The 25,717-nt window shown below is 60.9% G+C and carries 18 protein-coding genes; 8 read left to right on the forward strand and 10 right to left on the reverse strand.

Annotated elements, in window-relative coordinates:
• Positions 1-317 precede the first annotated feature (317 nt).
• Positions 318-2,153: a sigma-54-dependent Fis family transcriptional regulator gene (locus ACGSLL_RS24875; RefSeq protein WP_394508319.1), complete on the forward strand. Its 1,836-nt coding sequence runs from the start codon at positions 318-320 to the stop codon at positions 2,151-2,153.
• A 130-nt stretch (positions 2,154-2,283) separates the two neighbouring features.
• Here ACGSLL_RS24875 and cysS read toward each other — a convergent pair whose 3' ends face one another.
• The gene (gene cysS, locus ACGSLL_RS24880) at positions 2,284-3,666 is read right to left on the reverse strand and encodes a cysteine--tRNA ligase (protein WP_394508320.1); all 1,383 of its coding nucleotides are present in this window, start codon (positions 3,664-3,666) and stop codon (positions 2,284-2,286) included.
• A gap of 21 nt (positions 3,667-3,687) precedes the next feature.
• Positions 3,688-5,385 carry a glutamine--tRNA ligase/YqeY domain fusion protein gene (locus ACGSLL_RS24885; protein WP_394508321.1) on the reverse strand — a complete coding sequence of 566 codons (1,698 nt, stop codon included), beginning with the start codon at positions 5,383-5,385 and terminating at the stop codon, positions 3,688-3,690.
• A 249-nt stretch (positions 5,386-5,634) separates the two neighbouring features.
• On the opposite strand from ACGSLL_RS24885, the gene ACGSLL_RS24890 reads away from it, so the two are divergent.
• Both ACGSLL_RS24890 and lpxH read left to right on the forward strand, forming a co-directional pair.
• A complete protein-coding gene (locus ACGSLL_RS24890; protein ID WP_076567676.1) occupies positions 5,635-6,141 on the forward strand; it encodes a peptidylprolyl isomerase in 507 nt (168 codons plus the stop codon).
• On the forward strand, positions 6,138-6,884 hold the full coding sequence (lpxH, locus tag ACGSLL_RS24895; protein ID WP_332769818.1) for a UDP-2,3-diacylglucosamine diphosphatase: 747 nt from the start codon (positions 6,138-6,140) through the stop codon (positions 6,882-6,884). Before ACGSLL_RS24890 ends, lpxH begins: the two co-directional genes overlap by 4 nt.
• A gap of 299 nt (positions 6,885-7,183) precedes the next feature.
• Here the strand turns inward: lpxH and ACGSLL_RS24900 are convergent, their stop codons facing one another.
• From ACGSLL_RS24900 to ACGSLL_RS24930, 7 genes are all read right to left on the reverse strand, one after another.
• On the reverse strand, positions 7,184-8,713 hold the full coding sequence (locus tag ACGSLL_RS24900) for a DHA2 family efflux MFS transporter permease subunit (protein WP_090284406.1): 1,530 nt from the start codon (positions 8,711-8,713) through the stop codon (positions 7,184-7,186).
• Positions 8,714-8,874: 161 nt separating this feature from the next.
• Positions 8,875-10,077 carry an HlyD family secretion protein gene (locus ACGSLL_RS24905; protein WP_394508322.1) on the reverse strand — a complete coding sequence of 401 codons (1,203 nt, stop codon included), beginning with the start codon at positions 10,075-10,077 and terminating at the stop codon, positions 8,875-8,877.
• 15 nt (positions 10,078-10,092) lie between these two features.
• A complete protein-coding gene (locus ACGSLL_RS24910) occupies positions 10,093-11,562 on the reverse strand; it encodes an efflux transporter outer membrane subunit (RefSeq protein WP_394508323.1) in 1,470 nt (489 codons plus the stop codon).
• Positions 11,552-12,034: a MarR family winged helix-turn-helix transcriptional regulator gene (locus ACGSLL_RS24915; protein WP_394508324.1), complete on the reverse strand. Its 483-nt coding sequence runs from the start codon at positions 12,032-12,034 to the stop codon at positions 11,552-11,554. The genes ACGSLL_RS24910 and ACGSLL_RS24915 overlap by 11 nt, the downstream gene beginning before the upstream one ends.
• Positions 12,035-12,281: 247 nt before the next feature.
• Positions 12,282-15,956 carry a translocation/assembly module TamB domain-containing protein gene (locus tag ACGSLL_RS24920; RefSeq protein ID WP_394508326.1) on the reverse strand — a complete coding sequence of 1,225 codons (3,675 nt, stop codon included), beginning with the start codon at positions 15,954-15,956 and terminating at the stop codon, positions 12,282-12,284.
• Positions 15,953-17,680, reverse strand: coding sequence for an autotransporter assembly complex protein TamA (locus ACGSLL_RS24925; protein WP_394508327.1), 1,728 nt, complete (start codon positions 17,678-17,680; stop codon positions 15,953-15,955). Before ACGSLL_RS24925 ends, ACGSLL_RS24920 begins: the two co-directional genes overlap by 4 nt.
• A gap of 65 nt (positions 17,681-17,745) precedes the next feature.
• A complete protein-coding gene (locus tag ACGSLL_RS24930) occupies positions 17,746-18,396 on the reverse strand; it encodes a GNAT family N-acetyltransferase (RefSeq protein WP_394508328.1) in 651 nt (216 codons plus the stop codon).
• A 296-nt stretch (positions 18,397-18,692) separates the two neighbouring features.
• Between ACGSLL_RS24930 and xthA the strand changes: the two genes are divergently transcribed.
• Together xthA and ACGSLL_RS24940 are read left to right on the forward strand one after the other, a co-directional pair.
• Positions 18,693-19,505 (forward strand): exodeoxyribonuclease III, encoded by an 813-nt coding sequence (gene xthA / locus ACGSLL_RS24935; protein ID WP_208940602.1) that lies wholly within the window; start codon positions 18,693-18,695, stop codon positions 19,503-19,505.
• Between the two features lie 204 nt (positions 19,506-19,709).
• Positions 19,710-21,044 (forward strand): substrate-binding domain-containing protein, encoded by a 1,335-nt coding sequence (locus ACGSLL_RS24940; RefSeq protein ID WP_394508329.1) that lies wholly within the window; start codon positions 19,710-19,712, stop codon positions 21,042-21,044.
• 137 nt (positions 21,045-21,181) lie between these two features.
• On the opposite strand, the gene ACGSLL_RS24945 is transcribed toward ACGSLL_RS24940, so the two are convergent.
• The gene (locus tag ACGSLL_RS24945; RefSeq protein ID WP_258448685.1) at positions 21,182-22,411 is read right to left on the reverse strand and encodes an acyl-CoA dehydrogenase; all 1,230 of its coding nucleotides are present in this window, start codon (positions 22,409-22,411) and stop codon (positions 21,182-21,184) included.
• Between the two features lie 169 nt (positions 22,412-22,580).
• Between ACGSLL_RS24945 and ACGSLL_RS24950 the strand changes: the two genes are divergently transcribed.
• From ACGSLL_RS24950 to ACGSLL_RS24960, 3 genes are all read left to right on the forward strand, one after another.
• A complete protein-coding gene (locus ACGSLL_RS24950) occupies positions 22,581-23,510 on the forward strand; it encodes a LysR family transcriptional regulator (RefSeq protein WP_090284427.1) in 930 nt (309 codons plus the stop codon).
• A gap of 189 nt (positions 23,511-23,699) precedes the next feature.
• Positions 23,700-24,098, forward strand: a complete 399-nt coding sequence (locus ACGSLL_RS24955; RefSeq protein ID WP_090284429.1) for a MerR family transcriptional regulator — start codon at positions 23,700-23,702, stop codon at positions 24,096-24,098.
• A gap of 146 nt (positions 24,099-24,244) precedes the next feature.
• Positions 24,245-25,144, forward strand: a complete 900-nt coding sequence (locus ACGSLL_RS24960; RefSeq protein ID WP_394508330.1) for a hydroxymethylglutaryl-CoA lyase — start codon at positions 24,245-24,247, stop codon at positions 25,142-25,144.
• Positions 25,145-25,717 lie beyond the last annotated feature (573 nt).

Below are 25,717 nucleotides of genomic sequence, written 5' to 3' on the forward strand. Positions count from 1 at the left end.
TGGCAAGTACTTGATTTGCCTCGAGAACCAATGTTTACGGGGGCAAGCGCCGTTCACAGCTGAACACTTTTGAACAGTCGGGTGATTGACAATGAACAATAGTGAACAACACTCTATGAACGCTTTTTGCCCGATCCGGAAAGCAACAGAGATCCCCTGTGGGAGCGAGCCTGCTCGCGAAAGCGGTCTATCAGATACATTTTATTGACTGGCAGACCGCATTCGCGAGCAGGCTCGCTCCTACAGGGGATTTGTGCAGGTTTCGAAGATCGGGCTCATAACAATAATAAAATCGCTGCACTCAGAGGCTCGCCCCCATGGCCGCACCTGCTTCGCCGCTGTCCCACGATGCGATCGTCCAGACGTCCTGGCAACGTTGTCGCGCGTTCGGTCTCGACCACCAGAGCGCCCCGGCCTTCGATCAACTGCCCGCCGCCGGCATTGCGCAACTGCTCGACCGCCATCATTCACTGGTGCAGACCACGCATCAGGAAGTCCTGCCCTATTACGAAAACATCCTCAGCAACTCGAACTGCCTGATCATGCTCGCCGACAATCAGGGCCAGGTGCTGACTTCGTGGGGCACACAACGCTTTATCGAACCGAACCTGGCGCGCGGCTTTCAGGCCGGGGCGAGCTGGATGGAGCGCTGCAGCGGCACCAATGCGATCGGCACCGCGCTGGCCTGTGAGCAGGCGGTGCACATTGAACACGATGAACACTTTCTCAAGGCCAACCGCTTCATGACCGGTTCCGCCGCGCCGATTTTCGACGCCGAACGCAAGGTCATCGCTGTGCTCGACGTGTCCAGCGACAGCTACCTGCCGCCCTCGCACACCTTGGGCATGGTCAAGATGATGAGCCAGACCGTGGAGAACCGGCTGATCCTCAACCTGTTCCATGGCCAGCATTTCCAACTGACCTTCAACACCGGGTTGAACAACCTCGACAGCCAGTGGGCCGGGCTGTTGATCTTCGATGAGAGCGGTCAGGTACTGTCGGCCAATCGTCGCGCCGACAATCTGCTCGGTGTGCGCTTGTCGCGGGTCAGCGTTGAAAGCCTGTTCAAGGTCTCTCTGCTGGAGCTGATCAATCAGCCGGACGGTTTGCCATTCGCCTTGCAGACCTCCGGGCGTAACCGCTTTCAGTGTCTGTTGAAACGGCCGAAACAGGCGCCGGTTCAAGCCCGGGTATTTGTCACGGAAGAAAAGCCCCCGCCATCCAGCGCGATCAGCCTCAACAGCCTGCATTTCGGCGATAACCGCGTGGAAAAAGCCGTGCGTCAGGCTGAGCGTTTGCTGGAAAAGGACATTCCATTGTTGATCCACGGCGAGACCGGCGTCGGTAAAGAGGTATTCGTCAAAGCCCTGCATCAGGCCAGCTCGCGCAACAAACAGGCGTTCATTGCGGTGAACTGCGCGGCGATCCCCGCCGAACTGGTCGAGTCCGAGCTGTTTGGTTATGAGAAAGGTGCGTTCACCGGGGCGAATCAGAAAGGCAGCATCGGCCTGATTCGCAAGGCGGACAAAGGCACGCTGTTCCTGGATGAAATTGGCGATATGCCGTTGCCGACGCAGGCGCGCCTGTTGCGGGTATTACAGGAGCGTTGCGTGCAACCGGTGGGCAGTAGCGAGTTGTTCCCGGTGGATCTGCGGATCATCTCGGCGACCAACCGTTCGCTGCGTGAACAGGTGCAGTTGGGGCGGTTTCGTGAGGATTTGTATTACCGCATTGGCGGGCTGACCCTGGAATTGCCGCCGCTGCGTGAGCGCAGTGATAAACAGGCGTTGTTCAAGCGGTTATGGGAACAGCATCGTGAGCCGACGCAGTGGGCGGGTTTGAGCTCAGAGGTGCTGGAATTATTCGAACGGCATCCGTGGCCGGGGAATTTGCGTCAGGTCAGCAGCGTGATGCAGGTGGCGCTGGCCATGGCCGAGGAGCAACCGGTGCGGCCGGAGCATTTGCCGGATGATTTTTTTGTCGATCTGGAGATGGAGCCAGTGGAGACCTGCGCCCCGCTAGGGATTGATCTGAACGATGTCGAGGCGTTGAACCGGGAATTGAAGGCTTCCGGGGGGAATATCTCGCATCTGGCGCGGCGGTTGGGGGTGAGTCGGAATACGCTTTATAAGCGGTTGCGGCAAGCTGAATGACACGTTGTCTGGACCGGCCTCTTCGCGAGCAGGCTCGCTCCCACAGGGGATTTGTGTCGCTTGTTGATCGTTCCCACGCTCCGCGTGGGAACGATCATGGTAGGGGCTTTTGACTTTTGGCTTTTTTAGATCAGTCAGCCAACCGCCAGGTCGTACCACCCTTGCCATCTTCCAGCACCACGCCCATCGCCGTGAGCTGATCACGAATGCGGTCCGACTCGGCCCAATCCTTCCCGGCCCGAGCCGCCAGACGCGCGGCAATCAGCGCATCGACTTCAGCCGCATCGACACGCCCTTCGGCGCCGGCCTGGAGGAAGTCATCCGCTTCGAGCTGCAACACACCCAGCACACTCGCCAGCTCTTTCAGACGCGCCGCCAGACCCGCTGCTGCATCAAGATCGCTTTCACGCAGGCGGTTGATCTCGCGCACCATTTCGAACAGCACGGCGCACGCTTCCGGGGTGCCGAAGTCGTCGTTCATCACCGTAGTGAAACGCTCAACGAACGCTTCGCCGCCGGCCGGCGCCACGTTCGGCAGGCCTTTCAACGCATGGTAGAAACGCTCCAGTGCGCCCTTGGCGTCCTTGAGGTTGTCTTCCGAGTAGTTGATCGCGCTGCGGTAGTGGCTCGACACCAGCAGGTAGCGCACGACTTCCGGGTGGTACTTTTCCAGCACGTCGCGGATGGTGAAGAAGTTGTTCAACGACTTGGACATCTTCTCGCCATTGATGCGAATCATCCCGCAATGCATCCACGCGTTGGCGTAGGTCTTGCCGGTGGCCGCTTCGCTCTGGGCGATTTCGTTTTCATGGTGCGGGAATTCCAGATCGCTGCCGCCGCCATGAATATCGAAAGTCTCCCCCAGGCAGCAGGTCGACATCACCGAGCACTCGATGTGCCAGCCCGGACGCCCGGCGCCCCACGGCGATTCCCAGCTCGGCTCACCCGGTTTGGCGGCTTTCCACAGGACGAAGTCGAGCGGGTCCTGTTTCGACTCGTCGACTTCGATGCGTGCGCCGATGCGCAGGTCTTCGATTTTCTTGCGCGACAGCTTGCCGTAGCCCATGAATTTGGCGACGCGGTAGTACACGTCGCCGTTGCCCGGGGCGTAGGCGTAACCCTTGTCGATCAGCGCCTGAATCATCGCGTGCATGCCAGCGATGTGATCGGTGGCGCGCGGCTCCATGTCCGGCTTCTGGATGTTCAGGCGCGCTTCGTCCTCGTGCATCGCGGCGATCATGCGCTCGGTCAACGCTTCGAACGATTCACCGTTCTCGTTGGCGCGGTTGATGATCTTGTCGTCGATGTCGGTGATGTTGCGCACGTAGGTCAGGTCGTAGCCGCTGAAGCGCAGCCAGCGCGTCACCAGGTCGAACGCGACCATGCTGCGGCCGTGGCCGAGATGGCAGTAGTCGTACACGGTCATCCCGCAGACGTACATGCGCACCTTGTTGCCATCCAGCGGCTTGAAGACTTCTTTGCTCTTGGTGAGCGTGTTGTAGATCGTCAGCACGTTAATTTCCTTGACGCTGTCTCACTGGCCCCACGAATCACGCAGGGTCACCGTACGGTTGAATACCGGCTGACCGGGTTTCGAGTCCTTCAGATCCGCGACGAAGTAGCCTTCGCGTTCGAACTGGAAACGGTCTTCCGGCTGTGCATTGCCAAGCGATGGCTCGGCACGACAACCGGTCAGCACTTGCAGTGAGTCAGGGTTGATGTTGTCGAGGAAACTCGCGCTGTCTTCGGCCTTCTCCGGGTTCGGCGAGCGGAACAGGCGATCGTACAGACGCACTTCGCACTCGACGCTGGCGGCGGCCGGCACCCAGTGGATCACGCCTTTGACCTTGCGCCCTTCCGGGTTCTTGCCGAGGGTGTCCGGGTCGTACGAGCAACGCAGTTCGACGATGTTGCCGTCGGCGTCCTTGATCGCTTCGTCGGCACGGATCACGTAGCTGCCGCGCAGACGCACTTCACCGGCCGGCTCCAGGCGCTTGTAGCCTTTTGGCGGCTCTTCCATGAAGTCTTCGCGATCGATGTAGATTTCCCGGGCGAACGGCAAGGCGCGCACGCCCATGTCTTCTTTCGGGTGACGCGGCAGTTCGAGGTTTTCGACCTGGCCTTCCGGGTAGTTGGTGATGACCACTTTCAGCGGACGCAGCACGCACATGGCGCGCGGCGCGCTGTGGTCGAGGTCGTCACGGATGCTGAATTCGAGCATGCCGAAGTCGACTACGCCGTCGGAACGGTTGGTGCCGATCATTTCGCAGAAGTTGCGGATCGATTTCGGCGTGTAGCCACGGCGGCGGAAGCCCGACAGCGTGGACATGCGCGGATCGTCCCAGCCATTGACGTGCTTTTCATCGACCAGTTGCTTGAGCTTGCGCTTGCTGGTGATCGTGTAGTTCAGGTTCAGGCGGCTGAACTCGTACTGACGCGGCTGCGCCGGCACCGGCAAGTGCTCGAGGAACCACTCGTACAGCGGACGATGGCTTTCGAACTCCAGGGTGCAGATCGAGTGGGTGATGCCTTCGATGGCGTCCGACTGACCGTGGGTGAAGTCGTAGTTCGGGTAGATGCACCACTTGTCGCCGGTCTGGTGGTGATGGGCGTGACGAATGCGGTACATGATCGGGTCGCGCAGGTTCATGTTCGGCGAGGCCATGTCGATCTTCGCCCGCAGCACGCGCGCGCCGTCGGGGAATTCACCGGCCTTCATGCGCGCGAACAGGTCGAGGTTTTCCTCAACCGAGCGGTCGCGGAACGGGCTGTTCTTGCCCGGCTCGGTCAGGCTGCCACGGTATTCCTTGGCCTGCTCCGGGGTCAGGTCGTCGACGTAGGCCTTGCCGGCCTTGATCAGCTCGACCGCCCAGTCGTGCAACTGGTCGAAATACTGCGAGGCGTAGCGCACTTCACCGGACCACTCGAAGCCCAGCCATTTGACGTCGGATTCGATCGCGTCGATGTATTCCTGATCTTCCTTGGCCGGGTTGGTGTCGTCGAAACGCAGGTGCGTGACGCCGCCGAACTCCTGGGCCAGGCCGAAGTTCACGCAGATCGACTTGGCGTGGCCGATGTGCAGGTAGCCGTTGGGCTCAGGCGGAAAACGCGTGACGATCTGGGTGTGCTTGCCCGAGTCCAGGTCTGCCTGGATGATCGGCCGCAGGAAATTGACCGGCACGGCAGGGCCGGACTTGGCATTCGAGGTAGGGTCGACAGTGGGCTTGCTCATAGGATCCTTGACTTACATGTGCGCGGCCGCAGAACGGGCCAGACAAAACAAAGCCGCTATCATAGCCGATGCCGTCAAGGGGCTGACAGAGCAGGCTCCATAAAGCGGCGCATTTAATCGCGCGGAAATGAAAAACCGCCTCGAAATTCGCGCCTGTCACGCTAAACTGCGCACCTTGGCCGAAGCAGGCTGAACCGGTTGCGGGGCTGAAGGTCCCAAAACCACGAATTCCTCAGAAGAGTAGCGATCATGACTCAAGTCAAACTGACCACCAACCATGGCGACATCGTCATCGAACTGAACGCTGAAAAGGCGCCGATCACCGTCGCCAACTTCATCGAATACGTTAACGCCGGTCACTACACCAACACCGTGTTCCACCGCGTCATCGGTAACTTCATGATCCAGGGCGGCGGTTTCGAGCCAGGCATGAAAGAGAAGAAAGACAAGCGTCCAAGCATCCAGAACGAAGCGGACAACGGTCTTTCCAACGACAAGTACACCGTCGCCATGGCCCGCACCATGGAGCCGCATTCGGCTTCGGCACAGTTCTTCATCAACGTCGCCGACAACACTTTCCTCAACCACAGCGGCAAGAACGTGCAGGGCTGGGGCTACGCGGTATTCGGTAAAGTCACCGCCGGCACCGACGTTGTCGACAAGATCAAAGGCGTGTCGACCACTTCCAAGGCCGGCCACCAGGACGTGCCAGCAGACGACGTGATCATCGAGAAAGCCGAGATCATCGCCGCGTGATATTGCTGATTTCAGACTTGCATCTGGAAGAGGAGCGCCCGGACATTACCCGGGCGTTTCTGGATTTGCTCGCCGGACGCGCCCGCTCGGCGAGTGCCTTGTACATCCTCGGCGACTTTTTCGAGGCGTGGATCGGCGACGACGCCATGACGCCCTTTCAGCGTTCGATCTGCCAGGCCCTGCGCGACTTGAGCGACAGCGGCACGGCCATTTTCCTCATGCACGGCAATCGCGACTTCATGCTCGGCAAGGCCTTTTGCAAACAGGCCGGCTGCACGCTGTTGAAGGACCCGAGTGTCGTGCAGTTCTACGGCGAGCCGGTGCTGCTGATGCACGGCGACAGCCTGTGTACCCGCGACGTCGGCTACATGAAGCTGCGCCGCTACCTGCGCAACCCGATCACCTTGTTCATCCTGCGTCACCTGCCGCTGCGCACGCGCCACAAACTGGCGCGCAAGCTGCGCAGTGAAAGCCGGGCGCAGACGCGGATGAAGGCCAATGACATCGTTGATGTCACGCCCGAGGAGATTCCGCGGATCATGCAAGAGTTCGGCGTGAAAACCCTGATCCACGGCCACACCCACCGCCCGGCGATTCACAAGTTGCAACTCGGTGAGCAAGCGGCCAAGCGCATTGTGCTGGGGGATTGGGATCGTCAAGGTTGGGCGTTGCAGGTGGATGAGAGCGGGTATGCGCTGGCACCGTTCGATTTCGCCCCACCGCTGGCATTGCCGCACGGCTGAAGTTCGCTACCCCCTCAACCCCAGCCCTCTCCCCCAGGGGCGAGGGGGAAAGGGAGCTGACCGCGTGCAGTTCAAAACCTGAGTTCGACTCGGTATCGCAAGTCGATGTACCTCGAACATGCACCGCGGTCAGTCCCCTCTCCCTCCGGGAGAGGGCTAGGGTGAGGGGCTTTTGATTGATCGTTCCCACGCTCTGCGTGGGAATGCCTCAACGGACGCTCCGCGTTCGGCTCTGGATGGGACGCAGAGCGTCCCGGGCTGCATTCCCACGCCGAGCGTGGGAACGATCTTCGCGCAGATCAGTGACCGCTCGCGGCAGGCCCCGCCTTCGCCGCAAACGGCGGCTTCGCCAGCCACACGATCAGAATCAACCCCATAAACCCCCAACCCAGCAGCGTGAAGTAATCCACGGTCGACAACATGTACGCCTGACTGGACAGGATCTGATCCATCTGCGCATAAGCCGGCTGACTCGCCCCGCCCAGCGCATGCAAGGTCTCGCGCGTGGCCGGTTCGAAGGTGCTGATGCTCTCGCTCATATAGGCATGATGCTGATTCGCCCGGCGAATCCAGATCCACGTGGTCAGCGACGCCGCAAAGCTGCCGCCCAAGGTCCGCAGGAAGGTCGCCAGACCGGCCCCGTCGGCGATCTGGCTCGGCGGCAGATCCGACATCAGGATGCTCAGCGTCGGCATGAAGAACAGCGCCACGCCAATACCCATGAACAACTGCACCAGGGCGATGGACTGGAAGTCGACCTCGTTGGTGAACTCGGCGCGCATGAAGCAGCTCAGGCCGATCGCCAGAAACGCCAGCCCGGCGAGCAGGCGCAGGTCGAACTTGTGCGCGTACTTACCGACAAACGGCGACAGCAATACCGGCAGAATGCCGATCGGCGCCACGGCCAGACCGGCCCAGGTCGCGGTGTAGCCCATTTGCGTCTGCAGCCATTGCGGCAGGATCAGGTTGATGCCGAAGAAGCCGGCGTAACCCAAGACCAGCACCAGCGTGCCGATGCGGAAGTTGCGATAGGCGAACAGGCGCAGGTTGACCACCGGATGCTGGTCAGTCATTTCCCAGATCACGAACACCGCCAGCGCCACTACGGAAATAGCCGCGCCAATGATGATGAAGTTCGACTCGAACCAGTCCAGGTCATTGCCCTTGTCGAGGATCACCTGCAACGCGCCGACACCGATGATCAACGTGATCAGCCCGACGTAATCCATCGGCTGACGGCTGGTGACCACCGGCCGCTTGGCCAGTTGCGAACGCACCACCATCACCGCAAAAATCCCGATCGGCACGTTGATGAAGAAAATCCACGGCCAGCTGTAACTGTCGGTGATCCAGCCGCCGAGAATCGGCCCGGCAATCGGTGCGACCACCGTGACCATTGCCAATAACGCCAGGGCCATCCCGCGCTTCGCTGGCGGATACACTGCGATCAACAGCGTCTGGGTCATCGGGTACAGCGGCCCGGCGACCAGACCTTGCAGGACCCGGAAACCGATCAGCTCGGGCATCGATGTAGAAATACCGCAGAGAAACGATGCCAGCACAAACAGCATCGTCGCCCACAGAAACAGTTTCACCTCGCCGAAGCGGCGGCTGAGCCAACCGGTCAGCGGCAGCGCGATCGCGTTGCTCACAGCGAACGAAGTGATCACCCAGGTGCCCTGCTCCGAACTCACCCCCAGGTTTCCGGAAATCGTCGGCAGCGCCACGTTGGCGATGGTGGTATCGAGCACCTGCATGAACGTCGCCAGCGACAGGCCAATGGTGCTGAGCAACAGGCTGGGCGGCGTGAAAGAAGCGTTATTGCTCATGGTGGATCCTATGAAACCTGAGAGGCGCTGCGCCATGACAGGCACAGCTGACCCTGTGGGAGCGAGCCTGCTCGCGAAGGCGGTGGATCAGCCGACATTCATGTTGAATGTCAGTCAGCATTCGCGAGCAGGCTCGCTCCCACAGGGTTTGGGGTCAGCATTCAGCGCTGCGCGGTCTTGCTCGCCGCAGCGCTGTTGTCGTGGATCAGCTGGGCAATCATCGCGTCCGCTTCGGCCAACTGGCGGTCATACACATTGGTGCTGAACGAGGCTTTTTGCGGTGGTTGCTGCGCCAGCACCGGGCCGCTCTGGTCGTGCAGGTTGACTTCGACGTTGGTCGACAGACCGACGCGCAGCGGATGTTTGGCCAGCTCTTCGGCATTGATGTGAATGCGCACCGGCACGCGCTGGACGATCTTGATCCAGTTACCGGTGGCGTTCTGCGCCGGCAGCAAGGCAAACGCGCTACCAGTGCCGGCGCCGAGGCTGTCAACGGTGCCGCTGTACTTGACGTCACTGCCGTACAGGTCGGCTTCGATGTCTACCGGCTGACCGATGCGCATGTCACGCAGTTGGGTTTCCTTGAAGTTGGCGTCGATCCACAGTTGATTCAACGGGATCACCGCCATCAGCGCGGTGCCCGGCTGTACCCGCTGGCCGAGCTGCACGGTGCGCTTGGCGACGTAACCGGTCACCGGGGCGATCAAAGTGCTGCGCGCATGGGTCAGGTAAGCCTGACGCAGGTCCGCCGCCGCCGACATCACGTCCGGGTGCGACGACACCACGGTGTCATCGACCAGCGCGCTGGTGGTTTTCAGTTGCTGTTTGGCGTTAGCCAAGGCGTTCTGCGCCGAGGTCAGGTCGTCGCGAGCGTGGGACAGTTCTTCCTGGGAAATCGCCCCGCCCTGCGCCAGATTCTTGCGGCGGTTGTAGTTGTCCTGCGCCTTCTGCACTTCGGCCTGCTGCGCGTTGACCTGGGCTTTCATGCCGTCGACGTTGCTGTACAAGCCGCGCACCTGACGCACCGTACGCGCCAGTTTGGCCTTGGCACTTTGCAGGCCGACTTCGGCGTCGTTGGGGTCGAAGTTGACCAGCACCTGGCCTTCCTGAACCAGATCACCGTCGTCGGCGCCGATACTGACCACGGTCCCGGTCACCAGCGGGGTGATTTCCACGACGTTGCCGTTGACGTAGGCGTCGTCGGTGCTTTCACTCCAGCGCCCGATGAATTCGTGGTACGCCCAGACGCCAGCGATGGCGAGCAGGACGACCACGGCCAGGGTCAACAGCATCACCTTGCGTTTGCGCGGATTGCCGGTGTCCGGGGTGTTGTCTTGAGCTTGAGTGTTTTCGGCAGTGGCCATGACAAATACCTTGAATTAGTTGTGCGCGGTGGCTGGGGTGGCGTTGGCTGCGGTCAGGGTTTCCCCCTGGAAGCCGCCGCCCAGCGCTTGCATCAGTTGAATCGACAGGTCGATCTGCTCGGCATTGAGCGTGGCCAGCTGACGCTGGGCCTGGAGCAATTGCTGCTCGATGCTGAGCACGTCCAGGTAGTTACCGATGCCGGAACCGTAACGCTGGACCGCGGTGTTGTAAGAATCCTGAGCGATGTCGGTGGCGTGCTGTTGCGCACCGATCTGCCGGCTGATATCCCGCAACTGGTTGATCGTGTCGCCGACATCGCCGAGGGCTTTCACCAGGCTTTTGTTGTACTGCGCCACCGCGAGGTCGTAATCGGCGTCGCGGGCATCGAGGTTGGCGCGCAGGCGGCCGCCATCGAAAATCGGCAGCGACACGGTTGGCGCAATATTGAAGAAGCGACTGGCCGAGCCGAACATCGCGTCGCCCAATAGCGATTCGGCACCGGCCGACGCGCTCAGGTTGAGATTCGGATAGAAACGCGTCTTGGCGGCATCGATATCTTTGCTCGCCGCCTCGACACGCCAGCGCGCCGCGACCAGATCAGGACGCCGCCCGAGCAGTTCGGCAGGCAACACCGACGGCACGGCAACGGCGCTGGCTTGCAGGACTCTCGGCCGGGCGATTTCGTTGCCGCGATCCGGGCCTTTGCCGAGCAATACCGCCAGCGCGACTTTTGCGCTGTGCAGGCGTTTTTCCGCGTCGATCAGGCTGGCCTGGGAACTGGCTTCCAGACTTTGCGTTTGCTGAAACTGGTACTGGCTGTCGATTCCGGAACTCAGGCGACGCTGGCTCAGGTCGAGCATCTGCCGGGTGCGCTTGAGGTCTTCGTTGGCCAGGTCATAAACGATATGCGCCTGGCCGAGATCGCTGTAAGCGCGGGCAACGTCAGCGGCCAGCGTCAGTTGCGCGGCCTGACGATCGACTTCGGCGGCGCGCGCCTCACCGAGTGCGGCTTCCCAGGCATCGCGCTGGCCGCCCCACAGGTCGAAGTTGTAATTGAAGCCGGCGCTGACATTGCGCACCGTCGAATAGGCGCCGCCCTGCCCCAGCGGATCCTGATCACGGGCCAGCCGTGAACGGCTGATGCCGGCGCTGGCGTCGAGGGTCGGGTAGCGCTCGGCATCGGCGGCATAGGCCGCAGCGCTGGCCTGATGGGCGCGGGCGGCGGCGATCTGCATGTCCGGGCTGTCGTGCAGCGCTTCGCGGATCAGGCCGTCGAGCTGCGGATCGCCGAGGCTGGTCCACCAGTCGCTCTTCGGCCACGCCGCTGGAGACAGCGTGACGCCATCGAGAGACTGCGCTGTCTTGAGGTTCGCGGCGTCGAGACGCTGACCTTCGGTATCGAGGCCCCTGTAGTTGGCGCAACCGGCGAGGATCATCGCCGACAGCACCAGGGTCAGGCTGCTGCGCAAGGTTTTACCGCTCATTGTGATCACCTAAGCGCTGGAGGGTGATCGGGTCACCGGCCGCCAGCAGGATTTTCTTGAGGATATATTCGAGGGTTTTCAGCTCTTCGCGGGAGATGGCGCCAGCCAGTTCGTTCATCGCATCGGCGCCAATCTGCGGCAGGCGATCGGTCAGTTGCTGGCCCTGTTCGGTCAGCTTCAACTGCACCTGTCGGCGGTCGTCTTCGCTGCGTTGGCGCAGCAGAAAACCTTTCTGCTCCAGACGATCGAGCATGCGCGTCATCGACCCGCTGTCCAGCGACAGGTGCCGGCACAGCTCGGCCGGGGTGTCGACGCCGAACTGAGCCATGATGATCAACACCTTGAACTGCGCAGCGGTGATGCCGTGGGGTTCCATGTGCGTGTCGATGATCCGGTCTTTGAGCAGCGCGGCACGGCCGAGCAACAGGCCGAGATGGCAGTGTTTGAATTCTTCCGGGGTGAAATGCTTCATGGGCTGACCTGATAACTGCCTAGGCAGTGAATGTATGTCGAGATGTTACTGCTTAGGCAGCGAATGTCAACGTAATAGTTAGGGGGCTTGGTAATTAGTCACTGACCGACCACACGGGATCGTTCCCACGCTCCGCGTGGGAATGCAGCTTGGGACGCTCTGCGTCCCTGTCGGGAGCTGGAACGCAGAGCGTCCCTTGAGGCATTCCCACGCGGAGCGTGGGAACGATCAATAACGCAAGCGCGATCTAGAAATCGCGCTTGTAAAAGATATCCAGCGAACTGGCGACGCCGCTCGCCGCTTCGACATAGACCTTCTTGCTCAGCTTGTAGCGCAGGGCAATCGTGCTGGCCGGTTCGAAGACACCGACGCCGTAGCGCAGGCTGAGTTTTTCGGAGATGTTGCCGCTGGCGACGACGCTGGTGTCGTTGCCGCTGCCCTGAGTGTCGAGCTGGAAATCCTGAATGCCCAGGTCCTTGGCCAGCCCGCTGGTGACCCCGGCGCTGCCCATCAGGCCCAGGCCCAATGCGGCTTGCGCGAGCATGTTGTTGTCTTCGCCATTGGTGCTCAGCGGACGCCCCAGGACCAGATAGGACAAGGCCTGCTCCTGGCTCATGGCCGGTTCGGAGAAGATCTGCGTGGTCGGCTGCTCGGCGCTGCCGCTGAGGCGGATGCCGGCGATCACGTCGTCGGTCTGGCGGATCGCTTCGATGTCCAGATACGGCTGATCGATGGGCCCGGCGAACAACAGCCGCGCACGGCGCACCGTCAGGCGTTGGCCGTAGGCGCGGTAGCGGCCGTCGTTGAGCCACAGTTCGCCACGGGTGTCCATGTTGTCGCCGATGTGCACCTGCCCCTGCAGATTGGCGGTCAGGCCGAAGCCGGCGAAGCTCAGCTTGTTCTGGCCGACGATCACGTCGATGTCCATTTTCATCGCGAGCGGCGCTTTGCCCTCTTCGGTCTGTGCGCCGACGATGATCGTGTCGTCGGAGACTTTCACGGTAGATGGCGGCAGTTCGCGCACGGTGATTTCACCGTTGGGCACCAGCACCTTACCGGCAATTTTCAGCTCGTCGCCGGCCATGGAAATCTTCAGGTCTGGCGCCACTTCAAGCTTGGCGTACGGCTCGACAGTGACTGGCAACTGCGTGCCTTTCAACGCCAGATCAACCACCAGCGCCTGGCCCCAGGCGACGTTGCCGTTGAGACTGCCGCGGCCGGTTTTGCCGCTGTTCCAGCCGCCATCAAGGCGCACCGATTCGCCGGCAATCGCCGCAGTCAGTTGCAGGTTCTGCAGCTCCATCGGCAACTCGGCGCCGGATACTTCGCCGTCGCTCAGTTGCACCGTGCCGTTGACCAGCGGCGCCAGCAGGCCGCCGGAAATCGTGCCGCTGCCGTTGAGGCGGCCGGTGAGTTTTTCCACCATCGGCACAAACGGCCGCGCGACCGACAGGTCGAGGCCGGAGAGGCGGAACGAGCCGCTCAACGGTTTGTTTTTCGGCAGTGGATTGAGCTGCGCCTGCACCAGCAGTTCGCCGAGCTTGCCGCCAACGAAGTTCAGTTCAGTGTCGACGCGTTTCGGCGTCAGTTTGCTGGTGAGCCTGAGCGTCTGGTAGGGGAAGTCCAGCCATTGCTGCTGGTCGCGCATGCGCAAGGTGCCGCCGCTGGCGTCGATGCTGACCACGCCGTTGGGGCCACTGGCCGGCAGATCAAGCTGCAGATCGGCATTAAGCCGGCCCTGCCAGGCGAAGTCTTTCGGCAACCACTGCGCCAGACTTTCCAGCGGAAACTGCTTGAGGTGATAGCGCAGTTTCGGCTCGGGCATCAGCCGTTGATCTTCGCCGCACAGGCTGGCACTGCCGGAGGTCCAGCAGTGCGCGCCGAAGTTGATCTTGCCGTCGGCGAGGCGTTCCAGTTTCGCCGGATTCTGCAACTTCCAGTCCTGCCCGCCGGCCTGGATATCACCACTGGCCAGACGTCCGCGCCAGTTGCCCTGATCGAGATTGCCGTCCAGCCCGAGCGCCAGTTTCAGCTTGGGTCCGAGCAGATCAAGGTTGAGCTTCTGGCTTTTGATATCTCCTTGGGCGCTGGCGGTCAGCGTGCCCAGCGAGGTGTCGCCGGCCTGAATGCCGCTGCCCTTCAGATCGATCTTGGCCCGTTGCGCACTGTCGAGATTGGCGTCGAGGTTGAGGCTTTGCAGGCGATTGTCCTGGAACACCAGTTGCGAGCCCTGCAAATCGAGTTTGCCCTGCGGTGCCTTCAGCGTGCCGGCGACGTTGACCTGCCCGTTGACCTGCCCGCGCAATTGCGGCCAGAGCTGCGCCAGACGCGGCAGCTTGATGTCGATCTGCCCGGCGAGCTTCTGTTGCAGGCTGCCCTTGCCGCTGATGCTGTTGTCGCCGAGGCGGATTTGCAGAGCGTTGAGATTCCACTGTTCACCAGCGCCATCAGCCTTGGCTTGCAAGATCGCCGGTTGCCCGCGCAGTTTGCCTTTGAGATCCAGATCGGCGTTGAGGCTCAGGCGCTCATTTTTCATTTCGCCAGAGCTTTTCAGCGGCCCGGCCAACGTGCCCGGCAGTTCGGCGACCCAGTACGCCGGATTCAGTGCCGACAGTTGCAGCGCGGTATCCCAGGCGATGCCGTCGGCGAACTTGACCTTGACGTGGCCTTCGGCCTTGCCCTGCCCGGCTTGCATCACCAGTTGCGGCAAGGCGATCTGTTCGAGGCTGCCGCTGAACGGACTGCTCAGGGTGAACGCGCCCGCCGGACCGTCCAGTGCGGCGGCAAAGTTGCCGAGGTACTGACCGTCGGTGTAGGAAACTTCACCCGTGAAGGTACGCAAAGCGACTTGCGGCTCGTCGATTTCGTTGTAGAGCCGATGCCAGGGGAAGTCCTGCCAGTTGATGTTGGCTTGCGCGCTGAGGCCCTTGCTCCAGTCGACGCTGCCGCTGAGTTTCAAGCTTTGCTTGTCGTTGGCGGTCAGATCAAGGCCGGCGATTTGCGCACCGTTGGCGTCGACTTTGCCCTTGAGCAGCAGCGCCACCGGGGCTGTGTCGGCGGGCAATGTGGCGGTGCCGTTGAGCTGATAACCGCTTTTCAGGTCGCCTTCGCCGGTCAGCACCAACTGGTTGAGTTGCAGGGTGTCCGGCAGCTCGGCGCTCGGTTTGAACGCTTCGCTGGTGATACGCACCTTGGCCGGCAGGTTGTCCACCAGTGGCTGCAACTCGCCGGTCAATTGGCCGTCGAGGTAGCCACGACTGTCGGCGTGCAGGCTGAGCGTCTTGAGCAGATCGCCCTCGGCTTTCAGGGCCAGCGTCCACGGTTCAGTACCCGGCGCAGGTAACGTCAAATCACCTTGGATAGTCAGCGGCCAGTTGCCGGTCGGTTGCAGCAGACCGGAGAGGTTCAGGCTGAGTTCGTCACGCTGCAGTTTCACGCTGTCGATCTGCAGACCCTGGGCGCTCCAGTGCGCGGCCAGTTGCAAACCTTTGAGCTGCTCACTGCCGTTGAACAGCAGGCTGCCGACCTGCACGTCGCCCAGTTCGATGGCCAGCGGCAATTGCAAATCCGGCAGTTCGATCGGCCCGCTCTCAGTGGTTTCTGCACTCGGCGGAAATTGCAGCACCACCTGCTCGGCCTTGAGCTGATCGATGCACAGGGTCATGCGCGTCAGGCACAGCGGCGACCAGGCGAAGATCGCCTTGTTCAGCTCGACACGGCTGGTGCCCTGCTGCCACAAAAGATGATCGGCACTCCACTGGCCGCCGAGGCGACCCTGAAAATTCTCCACGCTCAAGCCCGGTACCAGGCTCAGCGCCCAGCGGCTGCCGGCCTGAGTGCCGAGCACCGCGCTGATCGTCAATATAATCAACAGCAACAACGCCAGCAGCGTCACAGCCGTTATTTTCAAACCACGCTTCACAGCTCAGGCCCCATGGAAAAGTGCAGCCGGATGCCGCCGTCGTCGTCCAGCGCATGGGCGAGGTCGAGGCGGATCGGCCCGACCGGCGAGACCCAGCGCACACCGATGCCGACCCCGGTCTTGAGGTTCGGCAGTTCGAGTTTGTTGAAAGAGTTGCCTTGATCGACGAAGGTCGCCACGCGCCATTTCTCGGCGACCGAATACTGATATTCAACGCTGCCGGCGACCATGTAGCGCCCGCCGATGCGATCGCCATCGGAGTTTTTCGGCGACAGGCTCTGATAGTCGTACCCGCGCACGCTCTGATCGCCACCGGCGAAAAAGCGCAGCGATGGCGGAATCGAGTTGTAGCCGTTGGTGGCGCTGCCACCGACCTGCACTCGACCGAGCAAACGGTGTTTGTCGAATACCGTGGTCAGGCCTTTGACCAGCGCCGTGCCATATAACAGGTTGTTGTCGGAACCCAGGCCTTCCTTCGCCACTTTGCTTTCGAAGCTCAGGCGATAACCGTTGCGCGGGTCGATGCGGTTGTCGCTTTTCAGGTAGGAGTAACTGATGCCGGGCATCAGCAAGGTGCTCAGGCCCGAGTCGTCGCCGAGTTCGTATTCCTCGCGCTGCCATTTCAGCGAGATCACCCGCTGCCAGCCGCTGGGCAACTTGCTGTGCCATTCCGGGCCGAAGGTCAGCAGTTTGCTGCGCGTGTCGGAACCTTCAATGTCTTCGAATTGATAACCGCCAGCCCAACGCAGTTTGTCGGTCAGCGGCGGGTCGAGCGGAATGTCGTAGAACAGTCCGACGTTTTGCCGTGGCGCGGAAAGTTCGGCTTCCCAGCCGTAGCTGTCGCCCTGCGGATTGACCCAGTGGCGGGTCCAGTTGGCTTTGATGCGTGGGCCGACGTCGGTCGAATAACCGAGACCCAGGCCCATGGTGCGCGGCTTGCGCGTGTCGAGTTTGACGTCGACCGGGATCACCTGATCTTGGGCGGCCGTCGGTGCCGCGTCGACGCGCACGCCTTCAAAATAGCCGCTCGACTGCAGGTCACGGTTGAGTTCGGCGATCAGCTCGGAGTCGTAAGGCTCGCCGGCCTTGAACGGCACCATGCGTTGCAGCAGGTCTTCGTCGAAAGGCGTGTCGCCCTCGAATTTCACTTTGCCGAGCGCATAGCGCGGGCCGCTGTCGTAGATCAGCTCGACATCGGCGACGCCGGCGCGTGGGTCGACCAAGAGTTTTTGACTGGTAAAGCGACCACTGAAATAGCCGAAGCGCGAGGCCTGATTCTGAATAAGTCTTTTCGCGTCCTCGTAATGGCCGTGATTGAGCACCGCGCCGGACTTGAGCAAATCGCTTTTCGGCACCCGAAAGGCTTTCAACGAGGCCGCCGGGCCATCGACCCGCACGGTGACGTTGCGCAGGCGGATCGGCTCGCCCGGATCGATGTTGAGCACCAGACGCGGTTTTTCCCCGCCCTTGACGTCGCTGTCGATCTGCGGCTGGTAGTAGCCCAGCGCCTGGGCGGCCTTGCGCGCCTGCTCTTCGGCACCGCGGCTGAAGCGCTGCAAGGCTTCTTCGTCACGATCGCCGAGGCTGCCGATATAGCCTTCTATATTGGCCTTGAGTTCATCGTTGGACGGTTTGATCCGTACATCCAATTCACTTTGCGCCAGCGCCGCGCAGCTGGATAACAGCATCAGCACGCCACTGGTAAATCTTCCTGGAAACTTCATAGGCGCGGATGCTATCAGGGCTGGGGAGCGTGATAGAACAGGAAATTTCCCAAGAAGTTCGATTATTACGCTGTCGCCGTGTGTAACACCTGCGGATTGGCATGGAAAAACACATGCTCGCGCACCGGCCCGACGGCAACCTCGCCGATCTCCTGATAACCCTGCCTTTTATAGAATTCCAGGTAGCGCGGGTTGCCGGTGTCGAGCACCACGCCTTGCGAGGTTTCATCCACGGCGCACCAGTTATGTACGGCGGTGAGCAGTTGTTCGCCGTAGTGCTTGCCTTGGAATTGTGGATGCACGCCGAGCAACGGCAGCATGTGCACCGAGTCACCGGGGACGCACGCGGCGACGGCATCGTGATATTCCAGATAGCGCCGGGTGCAGCGAAACCCGGTGCTGAGCACCATGCGCAGGCGCCACGCCCAGCTTTCCGTCACGCCCAGGCGCCGTTGCGGCGGCGCGATCAGGGCGATGCCGATCAGCCGATCGTTGACCAGCAGACCGATGGCAGGCAGATCCTGGAGGAAATGTTGCTTGACCAGCTCGCGCACCGTGGCGCGCACGCGCTGCTCATAGCCCGGGCGCTCGGCTTCGAACAGGTAGCCGAAGGTCGGCTCGTGGCGGTAGGCCTGATACAGCAGCGAACGCGCTTCGCGGGAATAACCGCGGTCGAGCATGTGGATGTCGGCGATGGCGGTCTGGGTTTCAGGCATGGTGGTGATTCTCCCCGGGGCGCGCTCGAAGGATGGCGCGCTTGTTGGTACGAACCTTTTATGGGTGGCGTGGTTCCCCCACAGGTATAGACCAACTCGGGATCTTCATCGATTTTGCCGGCCTCTTCGCGAGCAGGCTCGCTCCCACACGGACCGCGGTCTGAATGTGGGAGCGAGCCTGCTCGCGAAAGCGTCATCACAGGCAATCCAAATCCCACAGGCCAAAATGATTTCTCCCACACTGGCCCCCATCTCCCATGTCAGCTAGCATCGCCCTTTTGCCAGGACTGCCGACCATGAAGATTGTTTCCTTCAACATCAATGGACTGCGGGCCCGTCCGCATCAGCTGGCGGCGCTGATCGAAAAACATCAACCGGACGTGATCGGTCTGCAGGAAACCAAGGTCCACGACGACCAGTTCCCGCTGGAAGAAGTGCGCGCCCTCGGCTACCACGTGTACTTCCACGGGCAGAAAGGCCATTACGGTGTCGCCCTGCTCTCGCGCAACGAACCGATCGCCATTCACAAAGGTTTCGCTACCGACGAAGAAGATGCCCAACGGCGCTTTATCTGGGGCACCTTCGCTGATGCCAATGGCGTACCGGTAACCATCATGAACGGCTATTTCCCCCAAGGCGAAAGCCGCGATCACCCGACCAAATTCCCCGCCAAGCAGCGTTTCTACAGCGATCTGCAAGCGTTGCTGGAAAGCCAGTTTCACAACGAACAACCGCTGGTGGTGATGGGCGATGTGAACATTTCCCCGGAAGACTGCGACATCGGTATCGGCCCGGACAACATGAAGCGCTGGCTGAAAACCGGTAAATGCAGCTTCCTGCCGGAAGAACGCGAGTGGATGGCGCGCCTGAAAAACTGGGGCCTGACCGACAGCTACCGGCACCTGAACCCGGACGTGACCGACATGTTCAGCTGGTTCGACTACCGCAGCCGTGGTTTTGAGGATGAACCCAAGCGTGGCCTGCGCATCGACGTGATTCTCGCCTCGCATGGTTTGCTGCCGCGGGTAAAGGACGCCGGCGTGGACTACGAATTGCGCGGCATGGAAAAGCCCTCGGACCACGCGCCGATCTGGCTCGAGCTGGCCTGATCCCGGTTTCGCTGTAGTCCCTGTGGGAGCGAGCCTGCTCGCGAATGCGGGTGTATCAGAAACATGTCTGGTACTGACACTCCGCCTTCGCGAGCAGGCTCGCTCCCACAGTTGGCATTCACCGGCATTAAATCGCTGTCATCTTTCGGTCATGCGCCTGACTTAATCTCCCCGGCAATCCCCTTGGCTTGTTTCGGTGCCGGCATGTCCCTGCGTGTGTTCTGCGTTGTTCTACTCAGCGCCTGGCTGTCGGTCTGCGCCGCTGCCCTGCCGTTGCCGGAAAGCGGCCCGGCCCTGCGCATTCAGGGTTCCAACACCATCGGCGCTGAACTCGGCCCGGCCTTGGTGGAAGGTCTGTTGCAGGAACAAGGTCTGTTGAAGATCCACCGCGAAACCCCGGACGCCGCCAACGAACAGCGCATCGTCGGCCAGACCGCCGAAGGTCAGCGCGTGGTGATCGAAGTGGCCGCGCACGGTTCCAGTACCGGCTTCGTCGCCCTGAAAAATGCCAGCGCTGACCTCGCCGCCGCGTCCCGCGAGATCAAGGATAGCGAGTTACAGGCCCTGCAAACGCTGGGCGATCTGAAAAGCCCGGGCGCTGAGCAGGTGATCGCCATCGATGGCCTGGCAATCATCGTTCATCCCGACAATCCATTGCAGCAACTGGACACCGAGCAACTGGCGCGGATCTTTGCCGGCGAGGTGAAAACCTGGGAAACGCTCGGCGGGCGTGGTGGTGCGATTCATTTATATGCACGCGATGATCAGTCCGGCACTTACGACACGTTTAAGGAATTGGTCCTCAGCCATCGTGGGAAAAGTCTGCACAGCACGGCGAAACGTTTCGAATCCAGCGAGCAATTGTCCGATGCGGTCAGCAGCGATCCGCAGGCCATCGGTTTTATCGGTCTGCCTTATGTGCGCCAAGCCAAAGCCGTGGCCATCAGCGACGGCGCATCATTGCCAATGCTGCCCCTCGGCAGCCTGATTGCCACCGAGGATTATCCGTTGTCGCGACGATTGTTCTTCTATCTGCCACCGCAGAGCCAAAATCCCTGGGCGAAAGCCTTGGTGATGTTTGCGCAAAGTCGCCAGGGTCAGCAGATTGTCGCAGCCAACGGTTTTGTCAGCCAGACCGTGCACGCCATGAGCGTGGCGCCGAATGCGCTGATGCCCGAGGGTTATCAAGCGCTGAGCCGGCATGCCCAGCGTCTGACGGTGAATTTTCGTTTCGAAGAAGGCAGCGCGAGCCTGGACAACAAGGCGCGACAGGATCTGGCGCGGGTGCTCGACTATATAAAGCGCCACGACAAGAGCGAGCGCGCGGTGACATTGGTCGGCTTTGGCGATGCCAAGGATGACCCGGCACGTGCGGATCTGTTGTCGAAGCTGCGGGCGATGGCGGTGCGCCGGGAGTTGGTCAAGAACGGCGTGGTGCTGCGCGAAGTTCGCGGCTTCGGCGCGTTGATGCCGGTGGCGACGAATGATGCGGATGAGGGGCGGATCAGGAATCGGCGGGTTGAGGTTTGGGTTTACTAGCCTGCGATTGATGGACTTAATCTGAAGGCCCCTTCGCGAGCAGGCTCGCTCCCACATTTCAATCGCATTTCAACTCAAGGAATGCGATCAAAAGTGGGAGCGAGCCTGCTCGCGAAGAACGATAACGCGGTCTCGGATCAGCGCTCGCTACGCAACATTTCCTTCGGCACATACTTGCCGATTTCGAACTTGCCGATCGCCGCGCGGTGCACTTCGTCCGGGCCGTCGGCCAGGCGCAGGGTGCGTTGCATGGCGTACATGTAGGCCAGCGGGAAATCGTTCGACACGCCGGCACCGCCATGCATCTGTATCGCCCGGTCAATCACCCGCAAGGCGACGTTCGGCGCGACCACCTTGATCTGCGCGATCTCGCTTTTGGCGATCTTGTTGCCGACGGTGTCCATCATGTACGCCGCTTTCAGCGTCAACAGGCGTGCCATGTCAATCTCCATCCGCGAGTCGGCGATCTTGTCGATGTTGCCGCCCAGGCGCGCCAGCGGTTTGCCGAACGCAGTACGGCTGACCGAGCGTTTACACATCAGCTCCAGCGCACGTTCAGCCATGCCAATCGAACGCATGCAGTGGTGAATCCGTCCCGGGCCGAGGCGCCCCTGAGCGATTTCGAAACCGCGTCCCTCACCGAGCAGAACGTTTTCATACGGCACGCGCACGTTGTCGAACAGCACTTCGGCGTGGCCGTGCGGTGCGTCGTCGTAACCGAACACCGGCAGCGGACGGACGATTTTCACCCCGGGGGTGTCGACCGGCACGAGGATCATCGAGTGCTGGGCGTGGCGCGGTGCGTCGGGATTGCTCAGGCCCATGAAAATCAGGATTTTGCAGCGTGGATCACAGGCGCCTGAGGTCCACCACTTTTTGCCATTGATCACCCACTCGTCGCCATCGCGCACCGCACGGGCGGCCATGTTGGTCGCGTCAGAGGAGGCAACGTCCGGCTCGGTCATGGCGAACGCCGAGCGGATTTCGCCGCGCAGCAGCGGTTCAAGCCAGCGCTGTTTCTGCTCTTCGTTGGCGTAACGCACCAGCACTTCCATGTTGCCGGTGTCCGGCGCCGAGCAGTTGAACGGCTCCGGCCCGAGCAACGAGCGGCCCATGATTTCCGCCAGCGGCGCATACTCAAGGTTGGTCAGGCCGGCGCCCAGTTCCGATTCCGGCAGGAACAGGTTCCACAAACCTTCGGCTTTGGCCTTGGCTTTGAGCTCGTCCATGATTGCCGTCGGCTGCCAGCGATCGCCCTCGGCAACCTGGCGCTCAAACACGGCTTCGGCCGGATAAACGTAAGTGTCCATGAACGCGGTCACGCGCTCACGCAGTTGTTGAACCTTGGGCGAATAAGCGAAATCCATGGGCAATACCTTCTCTTATGGAGGTTGTTCAGGTCATGCAATCGATGCTAGAACAGCGCTGATAATTTACCTAGCCTATTCTCGGCGTGTATAAACATTCATCACCGATATATGATCGGCTGATGGCCAGCCCTGAATATCGCCCCTGAATAACAAGAGAAGCCGCGTTATGAATCTGAGCAAGGTCGACCTCAACCTTTTCATCGTCTTTGACGCGATCTACACCGAAGCCAACCTGACCCGCGCCGGGCAGATCGTCGGCATCACCCAGCCGGCGGTGTCCAACGCGTTGGCGCGGTTGCGCGAAACCTTCAATGATCCGTTGTTCGTGCGTACGGCTCAGGGCATGGTGCCGACGCCGATGGCGCAGAACATCATCGGCCCGGTGCGCAACGCCCTGTCGCTGCTGCGTGTATCAGTGCAGGAGAGCCGCATTTTCAACCCGGCGCAAGCGGTCAAGACCTACCGCATCAGCATGACCGACCTCACGGAAGCAATCATTCTGCCGCCACTGTTCCAGCGCTTACGCCGACTGGCGCCGACGGTAATCATTGAGAGTTTTCTGTCCAAACGCCGGGAAACCACCAAGGAACTGGCCGCCGGGCGTCTGGATTTCGCCGTCGACGCACCGCTCAACACTGACCCGCAGGTGCGCCACGTGAAGCTCATGGACGACCGTTACGTCTGCGCAATGCGCAAGGGCCACCCCATGGCGGGCAAGGAAAAACTCTCGCTGGATGATTACCTGTCGCTGACCCACATTCACATTTCCAGCCGCCGCAGCGGGCTGGGTTATGTCGATCTGGCGTTGGGCAAAATGGGTATTCAACGCAAGATTGCCCTGCGTTCGCAGCACTATCTGATGGCCTCGCAGGTCATGCAGCAGACCGACATGGTCATGACCGTGCCGGAACGCTTTGCCCGCCGTCATGACCTGCAATCGTTCAATTTGCCGGTGAACGATGTGCCGTCGGTGGAAACGCACCTGTACTGGCATGAGAGCACCGACCAGGACCCGGCGAATCGCTGGATGCGCGAGCAGATGATCGAGTTGTGCCAGCAGGTGACGGCGCAGGAGAAGAAGCTGGATAAGGTGTAGGGCTTTTTACCGCGTTAGCGTTCTTCGCGAGCAGGCTCGCTCCCACAGGGATCTATGGCGTACACAAAACCAATGTGGGAGCGAGCCTGCTCGCGAAGGGGCCATCAACCACAACACAAAATCATCCCGCTTGACGTAAACGTCAACACGCCATTAGCTTAGCGCCATGCCCCTTCTCCGAGCGCTTTAATGAGCAGCCAGACCTACAGCATTTCCGACCTCGCCCGCGAGCTGGACATCACCACGCGGGCCATCCGTTTCTATGAAGAACAAGGCCTGCTGCGCCCCGAGCGCCGCGGCCAGGAACGCATTTACTCGCCGCGCGACAAGGTCAGCCTGAAGCTGATTCTGCGCGGCAAGCGCATCGGTTTTTCCCTCGCCGAATGCCGCGAGCTGATCGAGCTGTACGACCCGTCCAGCGGTAACACCAAACAGCTCAACAGCATGCTGGCGAAAATTGCCGAACGCCGCGAACAGCTCGAACAGCAATTGCTGGACATCGAACAGATGAAGCTCGAGCTCGATACCGCCGAAGAGCGCTGCGTGCAGGCGCTGGAGCAGACACTCAAGAGCCAGCAGGCGATCTGACAAACAACCGGTTGCCCCTGTGGGAGCGAGCCTGCTCGCGAATGCATTCCGTCATCCAACATTGATGGTGACTGATTCACCGCTTTCGCGAGCAGGCTCGCTCCCACAGGGTTCTTCGTGAACTCAACAAACAGGCAGGTCAACTCATGTCCCTCCCCTCCCAAGTACGCCTGATCGAAGTCGGCCCGCGCGATGGCCTGCAAAACGAGGCCCAACCGATCAGCGTCGCCGACAAGGTGCAGCTGGTTGATGCCTTGAGCGCCGCCGGCGTTGGCTACATCGAAGTCGGCAGTTTCGTCTCACCCAAGTGGGTGCCGCAGATGGCCGGCTCCGCCGAGGTGTTCGCGCAGATTCAGCGCAAGCCCGGCGTGACCTATGGCGCACTGGCGCCGAACCTGCGCGGTTTTGAAGATGCGCTCGCGGCCGGGGTCAAGGAGGTCGCGGTGTTTGCCGCCGCGTCCGAAGCGTTCTCGCAGCGCAACATCAATTGCTCAATCAGCGAAAGCCTGGCGCGGTTTGCGCCGATCATGCAAGCGGCGCAACAACACGGCGTTACCGTGCGCGGTTACGTCTCCTGCGTGCTCGGCTGCCCGTACGAAGGCACGGTCGCGCCGGAGCAAGTGGCGATGGTCGCGCGCGAGTTGTACGCGATGGGCTGCTACGAGGTGTCGCTGGGCGACACTATCGGCACGGGCACTGCGGGTGAGACTCGCCGCCTGTTCGAGGTGGTGTCGGCGCAGGTACCGCGCGACAAACTCGCCGGACACTTCCATGACACCTACGGCCAGGCCATGGCTAATATCTACGCCAGCCTGCTCGAAGGCATTGCCGTGTTCGACAGCTCGATTGCCGGCCTCGGCGGTTGCCCCTACGCCAAAGGCGCGAGCGGTAACGTTGCCAGCGAAGACGTGGTGTACCTGCTCAACGGCTTGGGCATCGAGACCGGTATCGACCTGGACGCCTTGATTGCAGCGGGCGAGCAGATCAGCACGGTGCTCGGCCGCCCGAGCGGTTCGCGCGTGGCCAAGGCGCGCAGCGCACAGTGAGGTGTTACCGCTGAGTTCGTGATGTGCGCAAAAGCGAGTAACACGGAAACAAATTGTCTGGCTTTGCCCTCGCTGAAAAAACCTGAAAATTTCAACCCACTGATTTTAAAGGCTTTTTAAAAGTTGGCACGACACCTGCTATCTCTATCGCATAACAAGAATAAAAAGCCGCAAACCAATAAAAACAAGACGAAACGACTCTGACATAACAAAAACAACACGGCAGAGACGCAGCTAACAGATTTTTTTGGAGAAGGTGTGCTTTTCAGGGTGCTCTCAGGAGTGACCCGCAACCGGGCAGAGAACAATAAAACTACCTTCAGGTAGCTCCCGAATCGGTTGGATCGTTAAACGAGAAAGCAGATCAGCGCTCAAAAAAATACGTTTGCTCTTGACCCCGGATGGGGGTCGCCAAAAACAGCGGTAAAGGGCCACGGTTGCCAAAAACAACAACAGACCGACCCTCAATAATAAAAAAGAGCACGCAACGACAAATTAAAGGGGAGCTTCGGCTCCCCTTTGTGCTTTCTGTGATTCCTCTCTCTAACGCCCCCCTGTGGGAGCGAGCCTGCT

The organism is Pseudomonas retamae (assembly GCF_043496865.1).
Taxonomy (GTDB): domain Bacteria; phylum Pseudomonadota; class Gammaproteobacteria; order Pseudomonadales; family Pseudomonadaceae; genus Aquipseudomonas; species Aquipseudomonas retamae.

Bases quoted from the DNA above. Each gene is read 5' to 3' on its own strand.
- ACGSLL_RS24875 (WP_394508319.1), top strand. From the start codon at position 318: ATGGCCGCACCTGCTTCGCCGCTGTCCCACGATGCGATCGTCCAGACG.
- ACGSLL_RS24885 (WP_394508321.1), bottom strand. From the start codon at position 5,385: ATGAGCAAGCCCACTGTCGACCCTACCTCGAATGCCAAGTCCGGCCCT.
- ACGSLL_RS24890 (WP_076567676.1), top strand. From the start codon at position 5,635: ATGACTCAAGTCAAACTGACCACCAACCATGGCGACATCGTCATCGAA.
- ACGSLL_RS24900 (WP_090284406.1), bottom strand. From the start codon at position 8,713: ATGAGCAATAACGCTTCTTTCACGCCGCCCAGCCTGTTGCTCAGCACC.
- ACGSLL_RS24905 (WP_394508322.1), bottom strand. From the start codon at position 10,077: ATGGCCACTGCCGAAAACACTCAAGCTCAAGACAACACCCCGGACACC.
- ACGSLL_RS24910 (WP_394508323.1), bottom strand. From the start codon at position 11,562: ATGAGCGGTAAAACCTTGCGCAGCAGCCTGACCCTGGTGCTGTCGGCG.
- ACGSLL_RS24915 (WP_394508324.1), bottom strand. From the start codon at position 12,034: ATGAAGCATTTCACCCCGGAAGAATTCAAACACTGCCATCTCGGCCTG.
- ACGSLL_RS24925 (WP_394508327.1), bottom strand. From the start codon at position 17,680: ATGAAGTTTCCAGGAAGATTTACCAGTGGCGTGCTGATGCTGTTATCC.
- ACGSLL_RS24930 (WP_394508328.1), bottom strand. From the start codon at position 18,396: ATGCCTGAAACCCAGACCGCCATCGCCGACATCCACATGCTCGACCGC.
- xthA (WP_208940602.1), top strand. From the start codon at position 18,693: ATGAAGATTGTTTCCTTCAACATCAATGGACTGCGGGCCCGTCCGCAT.
- ACGSLL_RS24940 (WP_394508329.1), top strand. From the start codon at position 19,710: ATGTCCCTGCGTGTGTTCTGCGTTGTTCTACTCAGCGCCTGGCTGTCG.
- ACGSLL_RS24945 (WP_258448685.1), bottom strand. From the start codon at position 22,411: ATGGATTTCGCTTATTCGCCCAAGGTTCAACAACTGCGTGAGCGCGTG.
- ACGSLL_RS24950 (WP_090284427.1), top strand. From the start codon at position 22,581: ATGAATCTGAGCAAGGTCGACCTCAACCTTTTCATCGTCTTTGACGCG.
- ACGSLL_RS24955 (WP_090284429.1), top strand. From the start codon at position 23,700: ATGAGCAGCCAGACCTACAGCATTTCCGACCTCGCCCGCGAGCTGGAC.
- ACGSLL_RS24960 (WP_394508330.1), top strand. From the start codon at position 24,245: ATGTCCCTCCCCTCCCAAGTACGCCTGATCGAAGTCGGCCCGCGCGAT.